This is a genomic window from Palleronia rufa, assembly GCF_000743715.1.
Lineage (GTDB): Bacteria > Pseudomonadota > Alphaproteobacteria > Rhodobacterales > Rhodobacteraceae > Palleronia > Palleronia rufa.
Window position 1 is genome coordinate 562,162 of the sequence record NZ_JQEY01000001.1, and the last position, 15,186, is coordinate 577,347.

Genomic DNA, 15,186 nt, shown 5'->3' on the forward strand with positions numbered 1-15,186 from the left:
CCTGCGGCCGATCTCCGCCCGGCGGTGCAATTAACCCCATCTTAACCCGGTTCCCCGCACCGTCGCGCCCATGCGCCACTTCGCGGAACAGCCGGCCCTTTTCGATGAGACGCCCGCACCGCCCGGAGCGCCATCCTACCTTGCGGACCACCGCGCGCGCCTGCGCCAGCGCTTCGTTGAGGGCGGCGCCGACGCCATGCCGGACTATGAGCTGCTGGAACTGCTGCTCTTCCGCATCGTGCCCCGGCGCGACGTGAAGCCCCTGGCGCGCGCGCTGATCGACCGCTTCGGCGATCTCGGCGCGGTGCTTGCCGCAGGCCCGGGCGAGCTGTCGGCCACGCCCGGGATCGGGCCATCCATCGCGCAGGAGATCGCCATCACCAACGCGGTCACGCGCCGGACCCTGCGCAGCCGGGCCCTGCACCGGCCCGTCGTGTCGTCGTGGCAGGCGCTGATCGACTACTGCCAGGCAACGCTTGCCCACGCCCCGACCGAGCGGTTCCGAATCCTCTTTCTCGACACCAAGAACACCCTGATCGCGGATGAGGAACAGTCCCGCGGCACGGTGGACCATGTGCCCGTCTACCCCCGGGAGGTCGTCAAGCGGGCGCTGGAACTGAACGCCAAGTCGCTGATCCTGGTGCACAATCATCCCTCCGGCGATCCCACCCCGTCCGATGCGGACATTGCCCTGACCCGCGCCATCGAATCCGCCGCGCGGGTCCTCGACCTGGCGCTCCACGACCATGTCATCATCGGGCGCGGCCGCACGCTCAGCTTCCGCTCCGAAGGCTACCTGTAGCCCCGCGGACGAACCTCTGCCCTAGTCCAGCCAGACCTCCACCCGGCGGTTGACCCGCTGGCCCCAGAGCGTCTCGTCGCAGGCCATGGGCAGCGCCTCGCCGTAGCCGGCGGCGTCCAGCCGGACATCGGGCGCGGGCACCGCTTCGGCCACGGCATCGCGCACCGCCCGCGCCCGCCGCACCGACAGGGAGCGGTTGCCGGACGCCGGCCCGTCCCCGTCGGAAAAGCCCGCGAAAAGCAGCCGCCGCCCGTCGAAGAGCCCGCGCTCCAGCGCCTCGGCCAGTAGGGACACGTTGGCCGCGGATTGGGCGTCGAGCCGGGTCGAGCCGTTCTCGAACCGGAAGGACAGCGACAGGCGGGTGAGCCCGATCAGGTCCGATACCATCGCCCTGAGCCTGTCCAGGGGCACCTCCGGCCCGGCGGCAAGGATCGCGCGGCCCAGCCGGTCGCCCTGACCGGCGAAGGGGATCGCCTCGGGGAACTGGTCGATGAGGCCGGCGCGGCGGATCACCGGCTGCGCGGCGGGCGATGTCGCGTAATCCACGAAGTCGCGCCCGATCCCCGTGAGGCGGCGGGCGGGCGCATAGAGAAAGACCGGCAGGGTCAGCGGGTAATCCTCTGCCTTGATCGTCGCGACCCGGGCCGCGGCGACCGCCCCGCAGGGTCCGGTCAGGGCCAGCGCCTGCGCGTCCCCCAGGGCGGAAAACAGCGTCACCCCCAGCGCGCCGGGCGTGTCGGCCACCGCCGCGGCGACGGCCGCGGGATCGTCGTGTTCGACCGCCATGCCCCCCGTGGCCGGATAGAACCACGGCAACCGCGCGGCCAGCGCCTCTCCGGCGCCGGTATCGCGCGCCGGAAGGTGCAGCGCGCCCGCCCCTTCGGCCGCCGCGCGCAGGTCCGGCAGGGTGATGGTGGTCCGGTCGCTGCCCAGCCGCACCACCGGCACCAGCGCGTCGAGCGCCAGGATCGCGATGCGGCCCGGCTGGGTCAGGTCGCCGCGTCCGGCCAGCCGGGCCATGTCGCGCTCCGGCACGGTGACGGGGCGCAGGCTCACGGCCAGGTCGGCGGCATCGGCGATGAGATCGGCCATCCCCTCGGCCGAGCTGGTCGGAGAGAGCGCGATCTCGCCCACCGCGTCGCCGTCCCGGGCGAAGGCGTAGATATCGCGCCCCTCGTCGACCGAGATCGACAGATCGTAGCGTCTGCGGCGTGCGTAGGTTTCCAGCAAGGGAGGCAGGATCGCCGCGACCACGCCCCCCTCGCCCGAGATGCGGATCCGCGGCACGACGGCGCCGCAATCCCCCTCGCAGATGAGGGCGGCGCCGTCCAGCGTCACCTCTCCGTAGGGCCCCAGAAGGCGGTAATACCGCCCGTCGAAGCCCAGCCGCTCACCCGTCGCCACGGTCGTGCCGTCCTTCAGCAGACGGACCTCACCGGCCCAGAGGGGCGCGCCGGTCGCCATCGCCAGGGCCAGCAGCACCGCCCGCATCATGGCCCCGGCGGCGCCGGACGGCTCACACCAGCTGGCCGTGGCAATGCTTGAATTTCTTGCCGGAGCCGCAGGGGCAGACATCGTTGCGCCCCGGATTGCCCCAGGTCTCGGGGTCCGCCTCCACGAAACCGGGGGCCGCCGCCTCGGCCTCCGCTTCGCCCTGTTTCGGGGATGGCTCCGCCCGGGCCTGGATCTGGGCGCGCTGCGCCTTGATCTGGGCGACCATCTGCTTTTGCTCCTCGTCGGTGAGGGGCCGGATCTGGGCCAGCTTCTGCGTCACCTCCGCGCGGAGCGAATCAAGCATGGATTCGAACATCTGGAACGCTTCGTTCTTGTACTCGTTCAGCGGGTCGCGCTGGGCATAGCCGCGGAATCCAACGACCGAGCGCAGGTGCTCCAGCATCAGCAGATGCTCGCGCCATTTGCCGTCGATGGTCTGCAGCAGCATCTGCTTTTCGATCTGGCGCATGTTCTCGGGGCCGAACTGCGCGGCCTTCGCGGCCATGTATTCGTCCGACTTGGCATAGAGGCGCTCGCGGATCACCTGATCGTCCACGCCGTCCTCTTCCACCCAGTCCTTGATCGGCAGATCCAGGTTCAGCCCCTCCAGAACCGCGACGTAGAGTCCCTCGCCGTCCCACTGGTCGGCATAGCTCTTGGCGGGGATATGCGCGTCCACCAGATCGTCGATCACCTGATGGCGCATGTCCTGGGCGATCTCCGCCAGGTCGTCGGCCTCCATGATCTCGCGCCGCTGGCCGAAGATCACCTTGCGCTGGTCGTTCTGCACATCGTCGAACTTCAGCAATTGCTTGCGGATGTCGAAGTTGCGCCCCTCGACCTTGGCCTGCGCGCGCTCCAGGCTCTTGTTCACCCAAGGATGGATGATCGCCTCGCCCTCCTGCATCCCCAGCTTCTGAAGCACGTTTTCCAGCCGCTCGGACCCGAAGATGCGCATCAGGTCGTCCTCGAGGCTCAGAAAGAACGCCGAGCGTCCCGGATCGCCCTGCCGGCCGGAGCGTCCGCGCAGCTGGTTGTCGATACGCCGGCTCTCGTGCCGCTCGGTGGCCAGCACGAACAGCCCCCCCGCCGTCTTGACCGTCTCCTTGTCGGCGGCGGTCTCTTCGGCGATCCGCTGGCGCACCTCCTCGGGGTCTGCGTCGGGGTCGTCGTCCAGCGCCTGCATCACCTTCATGTCGACATTGCCGCCCAGCTGGATGTCGGTGCCGCGGCCGGCCATGTTGGTGGCGATGGTCACCGCGCCGGGCTTGCCGGCATCGGCGACGATCTGGGCCTCCTGTTCGTGCTGGCGGGCGTTCAGCACGTTGTGCGGCACGTCCTCCTTTTTCAGAAGCTCCGACAGGAACTCGGACTTCTCGATGGACGTGGTGCCGACCAGGATGGGCTGGCCCTTTTCGTTGGCCTTGCGGATCTCGGCCACGATCGCGTCGTATTTCTCACGCGTGGTGCGGTAGACGGCGTCGTGCTCGTCCACGCGGGCGATGGGCCGGTTGGTCGGCACCTCCACCACGCCAAGCCCGTAGATCTCGTTGAATTCCTCCTCCTCGGTCAGCGCGGTGCCGGTCATGCCGCTGAGCTTGTCGTAGAGGCGGAAGTAGTTCTGGAACGTCACGCTCGCCAGGGTCACGTTCTCGGGCTGGATGTCGGCGCCCTCCTTGGCCTCTATGGCCTGGTGCAGACCGTCCGACAGGCGCCGCCCGGCCATCATCCGGCCGGTGAACTCGTCGATCAGGACCACCTGCCCGTCGCGCACGATGTAGTCCTTGTCCTTCTGGAACAGCTTGTGGGCACGCAACCCCTGGTTCACGTGGTGCACGATGGTGGTCGATTCGGGATCGTAGAGCGACTGGCCCTCCGGCAAAACGCCGGCGGCCAGCAACGTCTGTTCGAGAAACTCGTTGCCCTCGTCCGTGTAGGTCACGTTGCGGGTCTTCTCATCCAGCGTGTAGTGCTCGTCCGACAGGCCGGGGATGATCTCGTCGATGGTGCGGTAAAGCTCGGAGCGGTCCTGGCTGGGGCCGGAAATGATCAGCGGCGTCCGCGCCTCGTCCACCAGGATCGAGTCGACCTCGTCCACGATGGCGTAGTTGTGCCCGCGCTGCATCATCTCCTTGAGGTCGGATTTCATGTTGTCGCGCAGGTAGTCGAAGCCCAGCTCGTTGTTGGTCGCATAGGTCACGTCGCAGGCATAGGCGGCGCGTTTCTCGGCCTCCGGCTGCTGGGGATAGACGACGCCGGTGGTCATGCCCAGCGCGGCGAACACCTTGCCCATCCAGTCCGCGTCCCGCCGCGCCAGATAGTCGTTCACCGTGACGACATGCACGCCCTTGCCGGTCAAGCCGTTGAGATAGGCGGGAAACGTGGCCACCAGCGTCTTGCCCTCGCCGGTCTTCATCTCAGAGATGTTGCCCTGATGCAGGAAGATCCCGCCCATCAGCTGCACGTCGAAGGCACGCAGTCCCAGCGTCCGGCGCGCCGCCTCGCGGCAGGTGGCGAAGGCCTCGGGCAGGATGGCGTCCAACGTCTCGCCCTCCGCGAGCCGGGCGCGCAGAACCTCCGTGCGGCCCCGGATCTCATCGTCCGACAGCGCTTCGGTTTCCGGCTCCAGCGCGTTGATCCGTTCGATCATCGCCCGGGTGGATTTGATCTTGCGATCGTTCGGCGACCCGAAGATCTTCCGTGCGGCGGTACCCAGACCCAGCATAGTCACTCCTGACAACTTCGTGTGAGGGGGATCGCTTGCCCGGTCGGTCGGCGCCGAATAGGAAGGCGGCAAGATACGGCCCCTTCAGAGGCTTTTGGCGATGTAAGGGGCAGCCCGAGAACTGTCAACGCTGGCCCCGGGCCGGTGCAGGAAAGGAACTTCACGATGACGAAACTCCGCACGCTGACGGCCGCGGCTGCCCTGGTCCTGGCCCTGCCGGCCGCGGCCCAGGACGCCTCGACCGTCGTCGCTACGGTCGACGGCACCGACATTACCCTGGGTCACATGATCGCCATGCGCGAACGCCTGCCGGAACAGTATCAGAGCCTGGACGACCAGACCCTGTTCGACGGCATCCTGGAGCAGCTCGAACAGCAGACCGCCCTGAGCACGAAGGCCGACGGTCTGTCGCCAGAGGGTGAGCTGGTCATGGAGAATGAGCGCCGCGCCCTCCTGGCCGCCGAGGTGGTCGAAGCCCGTGCCGCCGAGGCGGTGACCGAAGAGGACGTGCAGGCCGCCTACGAAGAGGCCTACGGCAATGCCGAGCCGGCGACGGAATACAACGCCTCGCATATCCTGGTCGAAACGGAGGAAGAGGCCCGGTCGCTGATTGCAGAGTTGGAGGACGGCGCGGATTTCGCCGAACTCGCCAAGGCGAACTCGACCGGCCCGTCGGGTCCGTCGGGAGGCGACCTGGGCTGGTTCCTGCCCGACGCGATGGTCGCCGAATTCGCCGACGCGGTGCAGGAGATGGAACCCGGCGCCATTTCCGAACCGGTCCAGACCCAGTTCGGCTGGCACGTCATCAAGCTCAACGACACGCGCGAGACGACCCCGCCGCCGCTCGACGAAGTGCGCGGCGAGATCGAGGGGCAGCTCCAGCTCGACGCCATCGAGACCATCGTGAGCGACGCCATGGACGGGGCCGAGATCACCCGGCCCGAGACCCAGATCGACCCGGCGCTGCTGCGCGACACCTCGCTGCTCGACTGACATGGCGGCCCGCTCGCCGCTGGCGCCCGCCCGGTTCCCCGATCTTCCGGCGGTGCCGGGCGTGCGCTTCGCCACGGCCGCCGCCGGCGTGCGCTATGCCGGCCGCACCGATGTCATGCTTGCGCTGATGGAGCCCGGCACCACCGTCGCGGGTGTGTTCACCCGTTCGGCCACGCGCTCCGGCGCGGTGCGGGATTGTGAGGCCAAGATCGCTGCGGACATGGACGGCCCGGCGGCCTTTCTGGTCAATTCGGGCAATTCCAACGCCTTTACCGGCAGGGCGGGCGACGCGTCCGTGGCGCGGATCTGCGACGGGGTCTCTCGGGCCACAGGCACGCCCCGGCCGCGGGTGTTCACCTCGTCCACCGGCGTCATCGGTGAGCGCTTGCCCGACGACCGGATCACCGCGGCGCTCGACGCGCTGGCCGCGGACCTGTCCCCCGGCGGCATCGACGCCGCCGCCCGCGCCATCATGACCACCGACACGTTTCCCAAGGGCGCCGGACGGACCGTGACGATCGACGGCCGGCAGGTGAACATCGCCGGCATCGCCAAGGGCTCCGGCATGATCGCGCCGGACATGGCGACGATGCTGGTCTATATCTTCACCGACGCGGCCATCGCCCGCCCGCTTTTGCAGCCGATGCTGGCGGAGCTGACCGACCGGACCTTCAACTGCATCACCGTGGATGGCGACACGTCGACCTCGGACACCCTTCTGCTGGCCGCCACCGGACGCTCCTCCGCCGTCACGGCGCGCGGCGGCGCGTTCGAGGACGCGCTCCATGCCGTCATGCTGGACCTGGCCCATCAGGTCGTGCGCGACGGCGAAGGGGCCACGAAGTTCGTCGAGATCCGCGTGACCGGCGCCGAAACCGACCGCGACGCCCGCAAGGTCGCCGCCTCCGTGGCCAATTCTCCCCTGGTCAAGACCGCCATCGCCGGAGAGGACCCGAACTGGGGCCGCGTCGTCATGGCCGTCGGCAAGTCCGGCGCCCGGGCCGAGCGCGACAGCCTGGCGATCCGCTTCGGCGATATAGAGGTGGCGCGCGACGGCTGGGTGTCGCCCGACTACACCGAAGCCGCGGGCGCCGCCTACATGAAGGCGCAGGAGCTGGTCATCGGCGTGGATCTGGGCCTGGGCACCGGAGCGGCCACCATGTGGACCTGCGACCTGACCCACGCCTATATCCAGATCAACGCCGATTACCGGTCCTGATGGGGTCCGCAGACACCGACGGGCGCCGCAGGTCGGGTCCGGACCGTGCAGGCGGACTGGCCCGGTGCCGCCCTCTGTTGCGGCGGGGCACACGCCGGACGGTGCGCGCCGGCCGGGGCCGTAGGTCGGCCACCGCTGAAGTATCGCCCCGGCACATCGCGAACGCCGCGCCGCCGGCTGCCGCGTGTCGCCTCTTTCCCTGCGCACCGGACCGATCGCGGCTGTCCCCGACCGCGCCGTATTTCGGCCCCGGCCCCGGCTCCCCGGTCCCGTCGGGGTCGCCCGTCATGGCCGGCGGTTCCGACCGGACCGCACGATGCGCAGGCCGTGCGGAAGATGGGACCGTCCGCCCCAGGACCGGCGCAAGGCGGACCGGGCCGCGTGCGGACCGGGCGCAGACCCCAGCCGCGACCCGCCACGCCGGCGCCCCGGGGCCGCGCCGGTGACGCTGGTCCTTGTCTCCGCCGTGGCGCTGATCGATCCGGACGGGCGGGTGCTGCTTGCCCAGCGGCCGGACGGCAAGTCCATGGCCGGTCTGTGGGAATTCCCCGGCGGAAAGGTAGAGCCGGGCGAACGTCCCGAAACGGCCCTGATCCGCGAACTGGACGAAGAGCTGGGCATCGGCACCTGGGAGAGTTGCCTGGCGCCCCTGACCTTCGCCAGCCATGCCTATGAGGGGTTCCACCTGCTGATGCTGCTCTTCGCCTGCCGAAAATGGACCGGTCAGCCCCGCCCGAAGGAGGGCCAGACCCTGAAATGGGTCCGTCCGCGCGACATGCGCGCCTATCCGATGCCGCCGGCGGATCTGCCGCTGATCGCGGTCCTGCGCGACTGGCTCTGACCCCGTTTCAGGCCGACAGATCTTCCGCGAAGAGCATGACGAGATCTTCTCGCGTACAGCGTGCCGCGCGTTCCGGCACCTGATGCCGGGTCTCGGGGCGCGGCGACGATCTGAAGAGCCTGGCGATGATCTGGGTCATGGTCGTCTCTCATCCCTGGCGGTGGTAGGGCTGCCCATTCCGATGGGCCTCTGCACGATCGCACCGGAAGGTTTCCGTTCGGTGAAGAAGTCCCGCCTGCCTGCGAAAAACCCGCCTGGCGCGCGACGCGCGGCGGGTGTCATCGGCCGTCATCCGCCGGTACCGGGACAGACCCGTGTTTCCGCGAAGACTCCCGCCGGGTTTCGTGAACGCTCCCCGCGACCGGACCCTTTGGGCAGCGCCGGAAACCCGGCGCGCGGCAGGTGTTTCGACAGAGACGCGCCGGCCTGCGTCGCGCGCATGGCGGACCCGCGACGCCTCCGGGCCGTGCGGGGCGCAGCGGCGACCGCCTCGCGGCCCGGCATAGGCGACAGGACGACCCCCACCCGCGGGCAGAGGTCACCCGGCCCGCACCCCCGGACCGAACGGCCGGTGGGGCGAACCCGGTCCTCGGTCCACGGGGATCAGAGCGTGCGCTCGACTTCCTCGCGGGTAAAGATCTCGATCACGTCGCCCTTGCGGATGTCTTCGTAGTTCTCGAAGGCCATGCCGCACTCCTGGCCCGAAATGACCTCGTTCACCTCGTCCTTGAACCGCTTCAGCGTCTTCAGCGTGCCCTCGTGGACCACGACGTTGTCGCGCAGCAGGCGCACGCCGGCAGAGCGCCGCGCGACCCCTTCGGTCACCAGACAGCCGGCGACGTTGCCGACCTTGGACACCTTGAAGACCTCGCGGATCTCGGCATAGCCGATGAAGGTCTCGCGCACCTCGGCCGACAGCAGGCCGGAGGCCGCCGCCGTCACATCGTCCACGAGGTTGTAGATCACGCTGTAATAGCGGATCTCGACGCCCTTCTGGTTCGCCGTGTTCCGCGCGCTTGCATTGGCGCGGACGTTGAAGCCGATGATCGGCGCGTTCGACGCCTCGGCCAGCCCCACGTCGGTCTCGGTGATCGCACCGACGCCGTAATGGAGCACGCGGACCCGCACCTCGTCATTGCCGATCTTCTCCATCGCCTGGACGATCGCCTCGGCAGAGCCCTGGACGTCGGCCTTCACCAGGATCGGCAGTTCGGCCACGTCCTCGTCGGCCTTGGCCTTGGCCATCATCTGTTCGAGCGTGGTGGCGGCACCGGCGGCGGCGCGCTTGTCCTTGGCCGCCTTCTGGCGATACTCGGCGATCTCGCGGGCCTGGGCCTCGGTCTCGACGACGTTCAGCACGTCGCCCGCCTCGGGTGTGCCGTTCAGGCCCAGAACCTCCACGGGAACGGACGGTCCGGCCTCCTTGACCCGCTCGCCCCTGTCGTTCTCCAGGGCGCGGACCTTGCCCCACTGCTCGCCGACGACGAAGATGTCGCCCTGGCGCAGGGTGCCGTTCTGGACCAGGACCGTGGCCACCGGACCGCGGCCGACGTCGAGCTTGGCCTCGATCACCGCGCCGCTGGCGGAACGGTTCGGGTTGGCCTTCAGCTCCAGGATCTCCGACTGAAGCGCGATGGATTCCAGCAGGCTGTCCAGCCCCTTTCCGGTCTTCGCCGACACTTCCACGTCCTGCACGTCGCCGGACAGTTTCTCGACGATGACCTCATGCTGCAGCAGGTCGGTCCGCACCTTGTCGGCATTGGCCTCGTGCTTGTCGATCTTGTTGATCGCCACGATCATCGGCACCTTCGCCGCCTTGGCGTGGTTGATGGCCTCGATCGTCTGGGGCATCACGGCATCGTCCGCCGCGACCACCAGAACCACGATGTCGGTCACCTGCGCGCCGCGGGCCCGCATGGAGGTGAAGGCCGCGTGGCCCGGCGTGTCCAGGAAGGTCAGCGGCATCCCGCTTTCGGACGTCACCTGATAGGCGCCGATATGCTGGGTGATGCCGCCCGCCTCTCCGGCCGTGACCCGCGCATTGCGGATCGCGTCCAGGATCGAGGTCTTGCCGTGGTCCACATGGCCCATGATCGTGATGATCGGTGCCCGGTCCGTCAGCTTTTCCGGCGTGTCCTCGGTCTGTTCGATCACCTGCTCCACGTCCGCGTCGGACACCCTGACGACCCTGTGGCCGAATTCCTCGATGATCAGTTCCGCCGTGTCCGCGTCGATGGTCTGGGTCTGCGTCACCATCATGCCGCTCTGCATGAGCGACTTGACCACGTTGGACACTTTCTCGCCCATGCGGTTGGCCAGTTCGGACACGACGATCGCCTCCGGCAACTGCACGTCGCGGGTGACCTTCTCGCGGTCCTGGCTCTGGCCCATCGCCTTCTTGCGCGCCCGCTCCTGCTGGCGCTTCATGGACGCCATGGACCGCTGGCGGCCGCCCTCGCCCCCGGTCAGGGCCTGGTTCACGGTCAGCTTGCCCGAGCGGCGCTTGTCGTCGGCGCCCTTGGGCTTGGCGGTGCGCGCGTCCTGGTCGCGGGTGTCGCGGTCGGACCGGTTCGGCGCGGGCTTGGCGGATTTCTGCGCCTTGGCCTCCACGTCGGCGGGGGTCGGCTGCGGGGCGGCGGGCTTGGCCCTGGCGGCCTGCTCGTCGCGCAGACGCTTGGCGTCCTCCTCGGCCTTGGCCTTCAGCGCCTCTTCGCGCTCGCGCTCCTCGGCCTCCTTCTGTTCGATCTCGGCGCGGCGGCGCTCGCGCTCCTCGGCGCGGGACTTCTCGTCGGCCTCGCGCGCGCGGGCCTCGTCGGCCTCGCGCGCCTTGGCGGCGGTCAGCGCCTTCATCCGGCGTTCCAGCTCGGCGTCGGTGATGCCTGCGGGCCGCTTCCGCGGATCGCCGCCCACGGGTTTGGAACCGCCGCCGTCGGAGGTCTTGGGCGCGGCGGGCTTCGGCGTCACCACGCGCTTGCGCTTGGTCTCGACCACGACGTTCTTCGTCCTCCCATGGCTGAAGCTCTGCTTCACCGAGCCGGAACGGGGTCCGCGGACGCCGAGTGTCTTCTTGCCGTCAGTATCACTCATCAGGTCTTATTCACCTTTCCGGCGTCGCCGCCAACTTCCTGAATGCGAACGCCTGAAAGCCGCACGGCATCGTCCCTGAAATCCTCAGCGAGTCTGCCTGCGGCAAGCGCCGCATGTATCACACGTTCCCGACCGAAGGACAAACCCAATTCATCCGCGGTCAGAATGTCGAAAAAGCTGCCCCGCCCGCCGGGTCTGTGCAGCTTCGACTTGCCTCTCTCCGATCCGTCCGAGGCCTGGAGCAGGATCCGGCAGCGGTCCTTGTCCAGCCAGTCCTTGACCTTCTCGTAGCCCGACACGGCCGCCCCGGCCTTGCGGGCCATCCCCAGCCGGTCGGTGCAGCGTTTCGCCAGCGCCGCCTCGACCGCGTCCACCAGACCGTCCGGCACCGTCACCTGCCGCTTCGCCCCGCGGGAAAACAGCCGCTTCGCGACCGCGGTCTCCAGCGCCTGCCGCTCGGCAGAGACATACATCCCCCGGCCCGGAAGCCGTCCCGCCACGTCCGGAAAGACCACGTCCCCCGGCCCGGCCACGAAGCGGACCAGCCCGCGCCTGGGGCTGACCTCGCCGGTGACAAGGCACTTGCGCTCCGGCGCGTCGGGCGCTGGTCCGGGGGTGCCGCGGCTCACGATCAGGCTTGTGCCTCCTCGGTCTCGACCGTCTCCCCGGCCTCTTCGCCGGATTCCAGATCCGCAGGATCGACCCAGCCCAGCTGGATGCGGGCGGTCATCACCATGGCCTGCGCCTCTTCCAGATCGACGCCGAACGCTTCCAGCAGGCCGTCGTCCTTGACCCGCTCGCCCTTGTCGGTGGTCCAGCCGCCGGCCAGTTCCCAGTCCGCGCAGGTGGCGAAATCCTCAAGCGTCTTGATGCCGTCGGCGGCCAGCGCCTCGATCATCTGGGGGGTGAGCCCCTCGAATTCAACCAGGCTGTCCTCTACGCCCAGCTCGCGGGCGCGGTCCAGCGCGGCCTTGTTCTTGGCCTCGATGAAGTCGCGGGCCCGGGCCTGGAGTTCCTGCGCGGTGTCGTCGTCCACCCCGTCGATCACGGTCAGCTCGTCCAGCTCCACATAGGCCACCTCGTCCAGGTTGGTGAATCCCTCGGCCACCAGCAGCTGGGCGAAGAACTCGTCCAGGTCCAGCGTGTCCATGAACAGCTTGGTGCGTTCCTCGAACTCGGCCTGGCGGCGGGCGGATTCCTCTTCCTCGGTCATGATGTCGATGTCCAGCCCGGTGAGCTGGCTGGCCAGGCGCACGTTCTGGCCGCGCCGGCCGATGGCCAGGCTCAGCTGCTCTTCCGGAACCACCACCTCGATGCGCTCGGCATCCTCGTCCAGCACCACCTTGGTCACCTCGGCGGGTTGCAGCGCGTTCACCAGGAAGGTCGGCAGATCCTCGTTCCAGGGGATGATGTCGATCTTCTCGCCCTGCAGCTCGTTGACCACGGCCTGCACGCGGGAGCCGCGCATGCCGACGCAGGCACCCACCGGGTCGATGGACGAATCATAGGAGATAACCCCGATCTTGGCGCGGCTGCCGGGATCGCGGGCCACGGCCTTGATCTCGATGATGCCCTCGTAGATCTCGGGGACCTCCATCTTGAACAGCTCGGCCATGAACTCGGGCGCGGTCCGGCTGAGGAAGATCTGCGGGCCGCGCGGCTCGCGCCGCACGTCCTTGATGTAGACGCGGATCCGGTCGTTGGGGCGGTAGCTCTCGCGGCCGATCTTCTCGTTGCGGCGCAGCACGCCCTCGCCGGGGTTCAGGTCGACGATGACATTGCCGTATTCCTCGCGCTTGACCATGACGTTGATGATCTGGCCGACGCGGTCCTTGAATTCCTCGAACTGCTTGTCGCGCTCGGCCTCGCGGACCTTCTGCAGAATCACCTGCTTGGCCGATTGCGCGGCGATGCGCCCCATCTCCACCGGCGGGACCTCCTCCACCAGCGTGTCGCCGACCGCCGGGTTGTCCAGGTACTGCTTCGCGGTCTCGACGGTCATCTCCGCCTGGTAATTCTCCAGCTCCTCGTCCTCGACCACCGTGCGCACGCGGGTAAAGGTCGCCCGCCCGGTCCTGCGGTCGATCGACACGCGGATATCCATCTCGGCGCCGTAGCGCGACTTCGCCGCCCGGGCGAGCGACTCCTCCATCGCCTCCACGACAAGGCCGGGGTCGATCATCTTCTCGCGCGCGACCGCTTCGGCGGTCTGCAACAGCTCAAGCTGGTTGGCAGAGGTGATGGCCATGCAGGTTCAGTCCTTCTGTTCGGGAAGACGCGCGTCGTCTTCGCTGTCGATAATCGTTTCCACGTCGTCGAACTGGCTGGCGTCGATCTCGCCGCGGTCCTTGCGCGCGCGCAGGACGTCCCGGATCAGGTCGTCGGTCAGCACCAGCTTGGCATCCGACAGCCAGTCGAACTGCAGGCCCACGGTGCCCTCCTCGATCTCGATCAGCACCTCGGAGCCCTCGACGCCGGCCAGCACGCCCTTGAAGCGGCGGCGCCCGTCGATCGTCTCGTCCGTCTCGACCTTGGCGACATAGCCGGCCCAGGTCTCGAAATCCTTCAGCCGGGTCAACGGCCGGTCGATCCCGGGAGACGAGACCTCAAGGTTGTAGGCATCCTCCACCGGATCCTCCACATCGAGATGGGCCGACACGGCGGTGGAGATCACCGCGCAGTCGTCCACCTCTATCCCGCCGTCGGGCCGGTCGGCCATGATCTGCACCGTGGGCGTCTTGCCGCCCTGATAGCGGACGCGCACCAGCTCGAATCCCAGATCCTCGATCACGGGGGCCACCACCTCTGCGAGGCGGCGGTCGATGCTGGCCTTGGCGATGAGATCCGACATGACTCCGACGAAACTCCTACAAAGTTCTTACAGGTTTCATACGACCGTTTCGCACAAAAAAACGGGCCAGCGGCCCGTGCGGTCGGTTCGGTGGGCTCCGGGTGTGGACCCCGGCGCGCCGCTGTTGGGGATCATCTAGGCGATTTCGCCGGGCTGTGCAAGCGTCCGCTCAGCCCTTCGCCAGCCGGTCCATCTCGCGCACCAGCGCGGCGCTGATCCCCGGCTCGCTCAGCGCGTGGCCCGCGCGCGGCACCAGGTCCAGCCGGGATGCGGGCCAGGCCCGGTGCAGCGCGTCGGCGGACACCGGCGGGCAGATCATGTCGTAGCGCCCCTGCACGATCGTGCCCGGCACATCGGCGATCCGGTCGATATCATCCAGGATCTGCCCGTCCCGGTCGAGAAAGCCGCGATGCGTGAAGTAGTGGTTCTCCAGCCGGGCGAAGGCGCGCGCGTAATCCGCCGGACTCTCCCCCGCCGGCCCGTCGTTGTCGATGGACGCAAGCGTGTTCTCCCAGCCCGCCCAGGCACGCGCGAACCGTGTCTCCGTCATCATATCGCCCGAAAACAGCCGTTTGTGATAGGCGGCGATCAGGTCGCCGCGCTCTGCCTCCGGGATCATCTGGACGAAGCGCCGCCAGACATCGGGCCAGAACCGCCCCGCCCCGCCGGCATAGAACCAGTCGAGTTCCGCCTCGGTCATCAGGAACACGCCGCGCAGGATCAGGTGGCGCACGCGCGCCGGATGGGCCTCGGCGTAGATCAGCGCCAGCGTCGCGCCCCAGGAGCCGCCGAAGACCATCCAGGCCTCGATGTCCAGCGTCCGGCGGATCAATTCTATATCCGCGACCAGGTGCCATGTGGTGTTGTCCGCCACGCTGGCATGGGGGCGGGACCGGCCGCACCCGCGCTGGTCGAACAGCACGACGCGGTAGATGTCCGGATCGAAGTATCGCCGCATCGACGGCGAGCATCCGCCCCCCGGACCGCCATGGAGCACCACCACCGGCACGCCGGAGGGGTTGCCGCATTGCTCCAGATACACGCTGTGCCCGTCGCCGACGGCCAGCATCCGCTGGTCGAACGGGTCGATCCGGGGATAGAGATACGCCCCCGCGCTGTTTTGACCTGCCACCTTGTCCATGACGGCTCTATATAGCTGGGGAACCATGCCCTT

The 15,186-nt window shown here is 68.5% G+C and carries 12 protein-coding genes; 4 read left to right on the forward strand and 8 right to left on the reverse strand.

From position 1 onward, the window contains the following. Positions 1–70: 70 nt before the first annotated feature. A complete protein-coding gene (radC, locus tag KW83_RS02705; protein WP_036174040.1) occupies positions 71–802 on the forward strand; it encodes a RadC family protein in 732 nt (243 codons plus the stop codon). A gap of 21 nt (positions 803–823) precedes the next feature. Here the strand turns inward: radC and KW83_RS02710 are convergent, their stop codons facing one another. Further along, positions 824–2,284, reverse strand: coding sequence for an OmpA family protein (locus tag KW83_RS02710; protein WP_161785438.1), 1,461 nt, complete (start codon positions 2,282–2,284; stop codon positions 824–826). A 34-nt stretch (positions 2,285–2,318) separates the two neighbouring features. Beyond that, complete coding sequence (gene secA / locus KW83_RS02715; protein WP_036174046.1) at positions 2,319–5,021, reverse strand: preprotein translocase subunit SecA; 2,703 nt, start codon at positions 5,019–5,021, stop codon at positions 2,319–2,321. Positions 5,022–5,186: 165 nt separating this feature from the next. On the opposite strand from secA, the gene KW83_RS02720 reads away from it, so the two are divergent. The 3 genes from KW83_RS02720 (at position 5,187) to KW83_RS02730 (ending at position 8,074) form a co-directional block, all read left to right on the forward strand. Then, complete coding sequence (locus KW83_RS02720) at positions 5,187–6,014, forward strand: peptidylprolyl isomerase (protein WP_036174049.1); 828 nt, start codon at positions 5,187–5,189, stop codon at positions 6,012–6,014. A gap of 1 nt (position 6,015) precedes the next feature. Then, positions 6,016–7,233 carry a bifunctional glutamate N-acetyltransferase/amino-acid acetyltransferase ArgJ gene (argJ, locus tag KW83_RS02725; protein WP_036174051.1) on the forward strand — a complete coding sequence of 406 codons (1,218 nt, stop codon included), beginning with the start codon at positions 6,016–6,018 and terminating at the stop codon, positions 7,231–7,233. Positions 7,234–7,675: 442 nt separating this feature from the next. After that, on the forward strand, positions 7,676–8,074 hold the full coding sequence (locus KW83_RS02730; RefSeq protein WP_036174897.1) for a (deoxy)nucleoside triphosphate pyrophosphohydrolase: 399 nt from the start codon (positions 7,676–7,678) through the stop codon (positions 8,072–8,074). A 7-nt stretch (positions 8,075–8,081) separates the two neighbouring features. Here the strand turns inward: KW83_RS02730 and KW83_RS21685 are convergent, their stop codons facing one another. From KW83_RS21685 to pip, 6 genes are all read right to left on the reverse strand, one after another. Further along, positions 8,082–8,213 carry a hypothetical protein gene (locus KW83_RS21685; RefSeq protein ID WP_268745524.1) on the reverse strand — a complete coding sequence of 44 codons (132 nt, stop codon included), beginning with the start codon at positions 8,211–8,213 and terminating at the stop codon, positions 8,082–8,084. A gap of 464 nt (positions 8,214–8,677) precedes the next feature. Next, positions 8,678–11,161 carry a translation initiation factor IF-2 gene (infB, locus tag KW83_RS02735; RefSeq protein ID WP_036174054.1) on the reverse strand — a complete coding sequence of 828 codons (2,484 nt, stop codon included), beginning with the start codon at positions 11,159–11,161 and terminating at the stop codon, positions 8,678–8,680. Continuing rightward, positions 11,161–11,790, reverse strand: a complete 630-nt coding sequence (locus KW83_RS02740; RefSeq protein WP_036174057.1) for an RNA-binding protein — start codon at positions 11,788–11,790, stop codon at positions 11,161–11,163. Before KW83_RS02740 ends, infB begins: the two co-directional genes overlap by 1 nt. A gap of 2 nt (positions 11,791–11,792) precedes the next feature. Further along, positions 11,793–13,409 (reverse strand): transcription termination factor NusA, encoded by a 1,617-nt coding sequence (nusA, locus tag KW83_RS02745; RefSeq protein ID WP_036174060.1) that lies wholly within the window; start codon positions 13,407–13,409, stop codon positions 11,793–11,795. A 6-nt stretch (positions 13,410–13,415) separates the two neighbouring features. Further along, positions 13,416–14,012: a ribosome maturation factor RimP gene (gene rimP / locus KW83_RS02750; protein WP_036174064.1), complete on the reverse strand. Its 597-nt coding sequence runs from the start codon at positions 14,010–14,012 to the stop codon at positions 13,416–13,418. A 169-nt stretch (positions 14,013–14,181) separates the two neighbouring features. Then, on the reverse strand, positions 14,182–15,153 hold the full coding sequence (gene pip / locus KW83_RS02755) for a prolyl aminopeptidase (protein ID WP_036174067.1): 972 nt from the start codon (positions 15,151–15,153) through the stop codon (positions 14,182–14,184). Between the last annotated feature and the right edge of the window lie 33 nt (positions 15,154–15,186).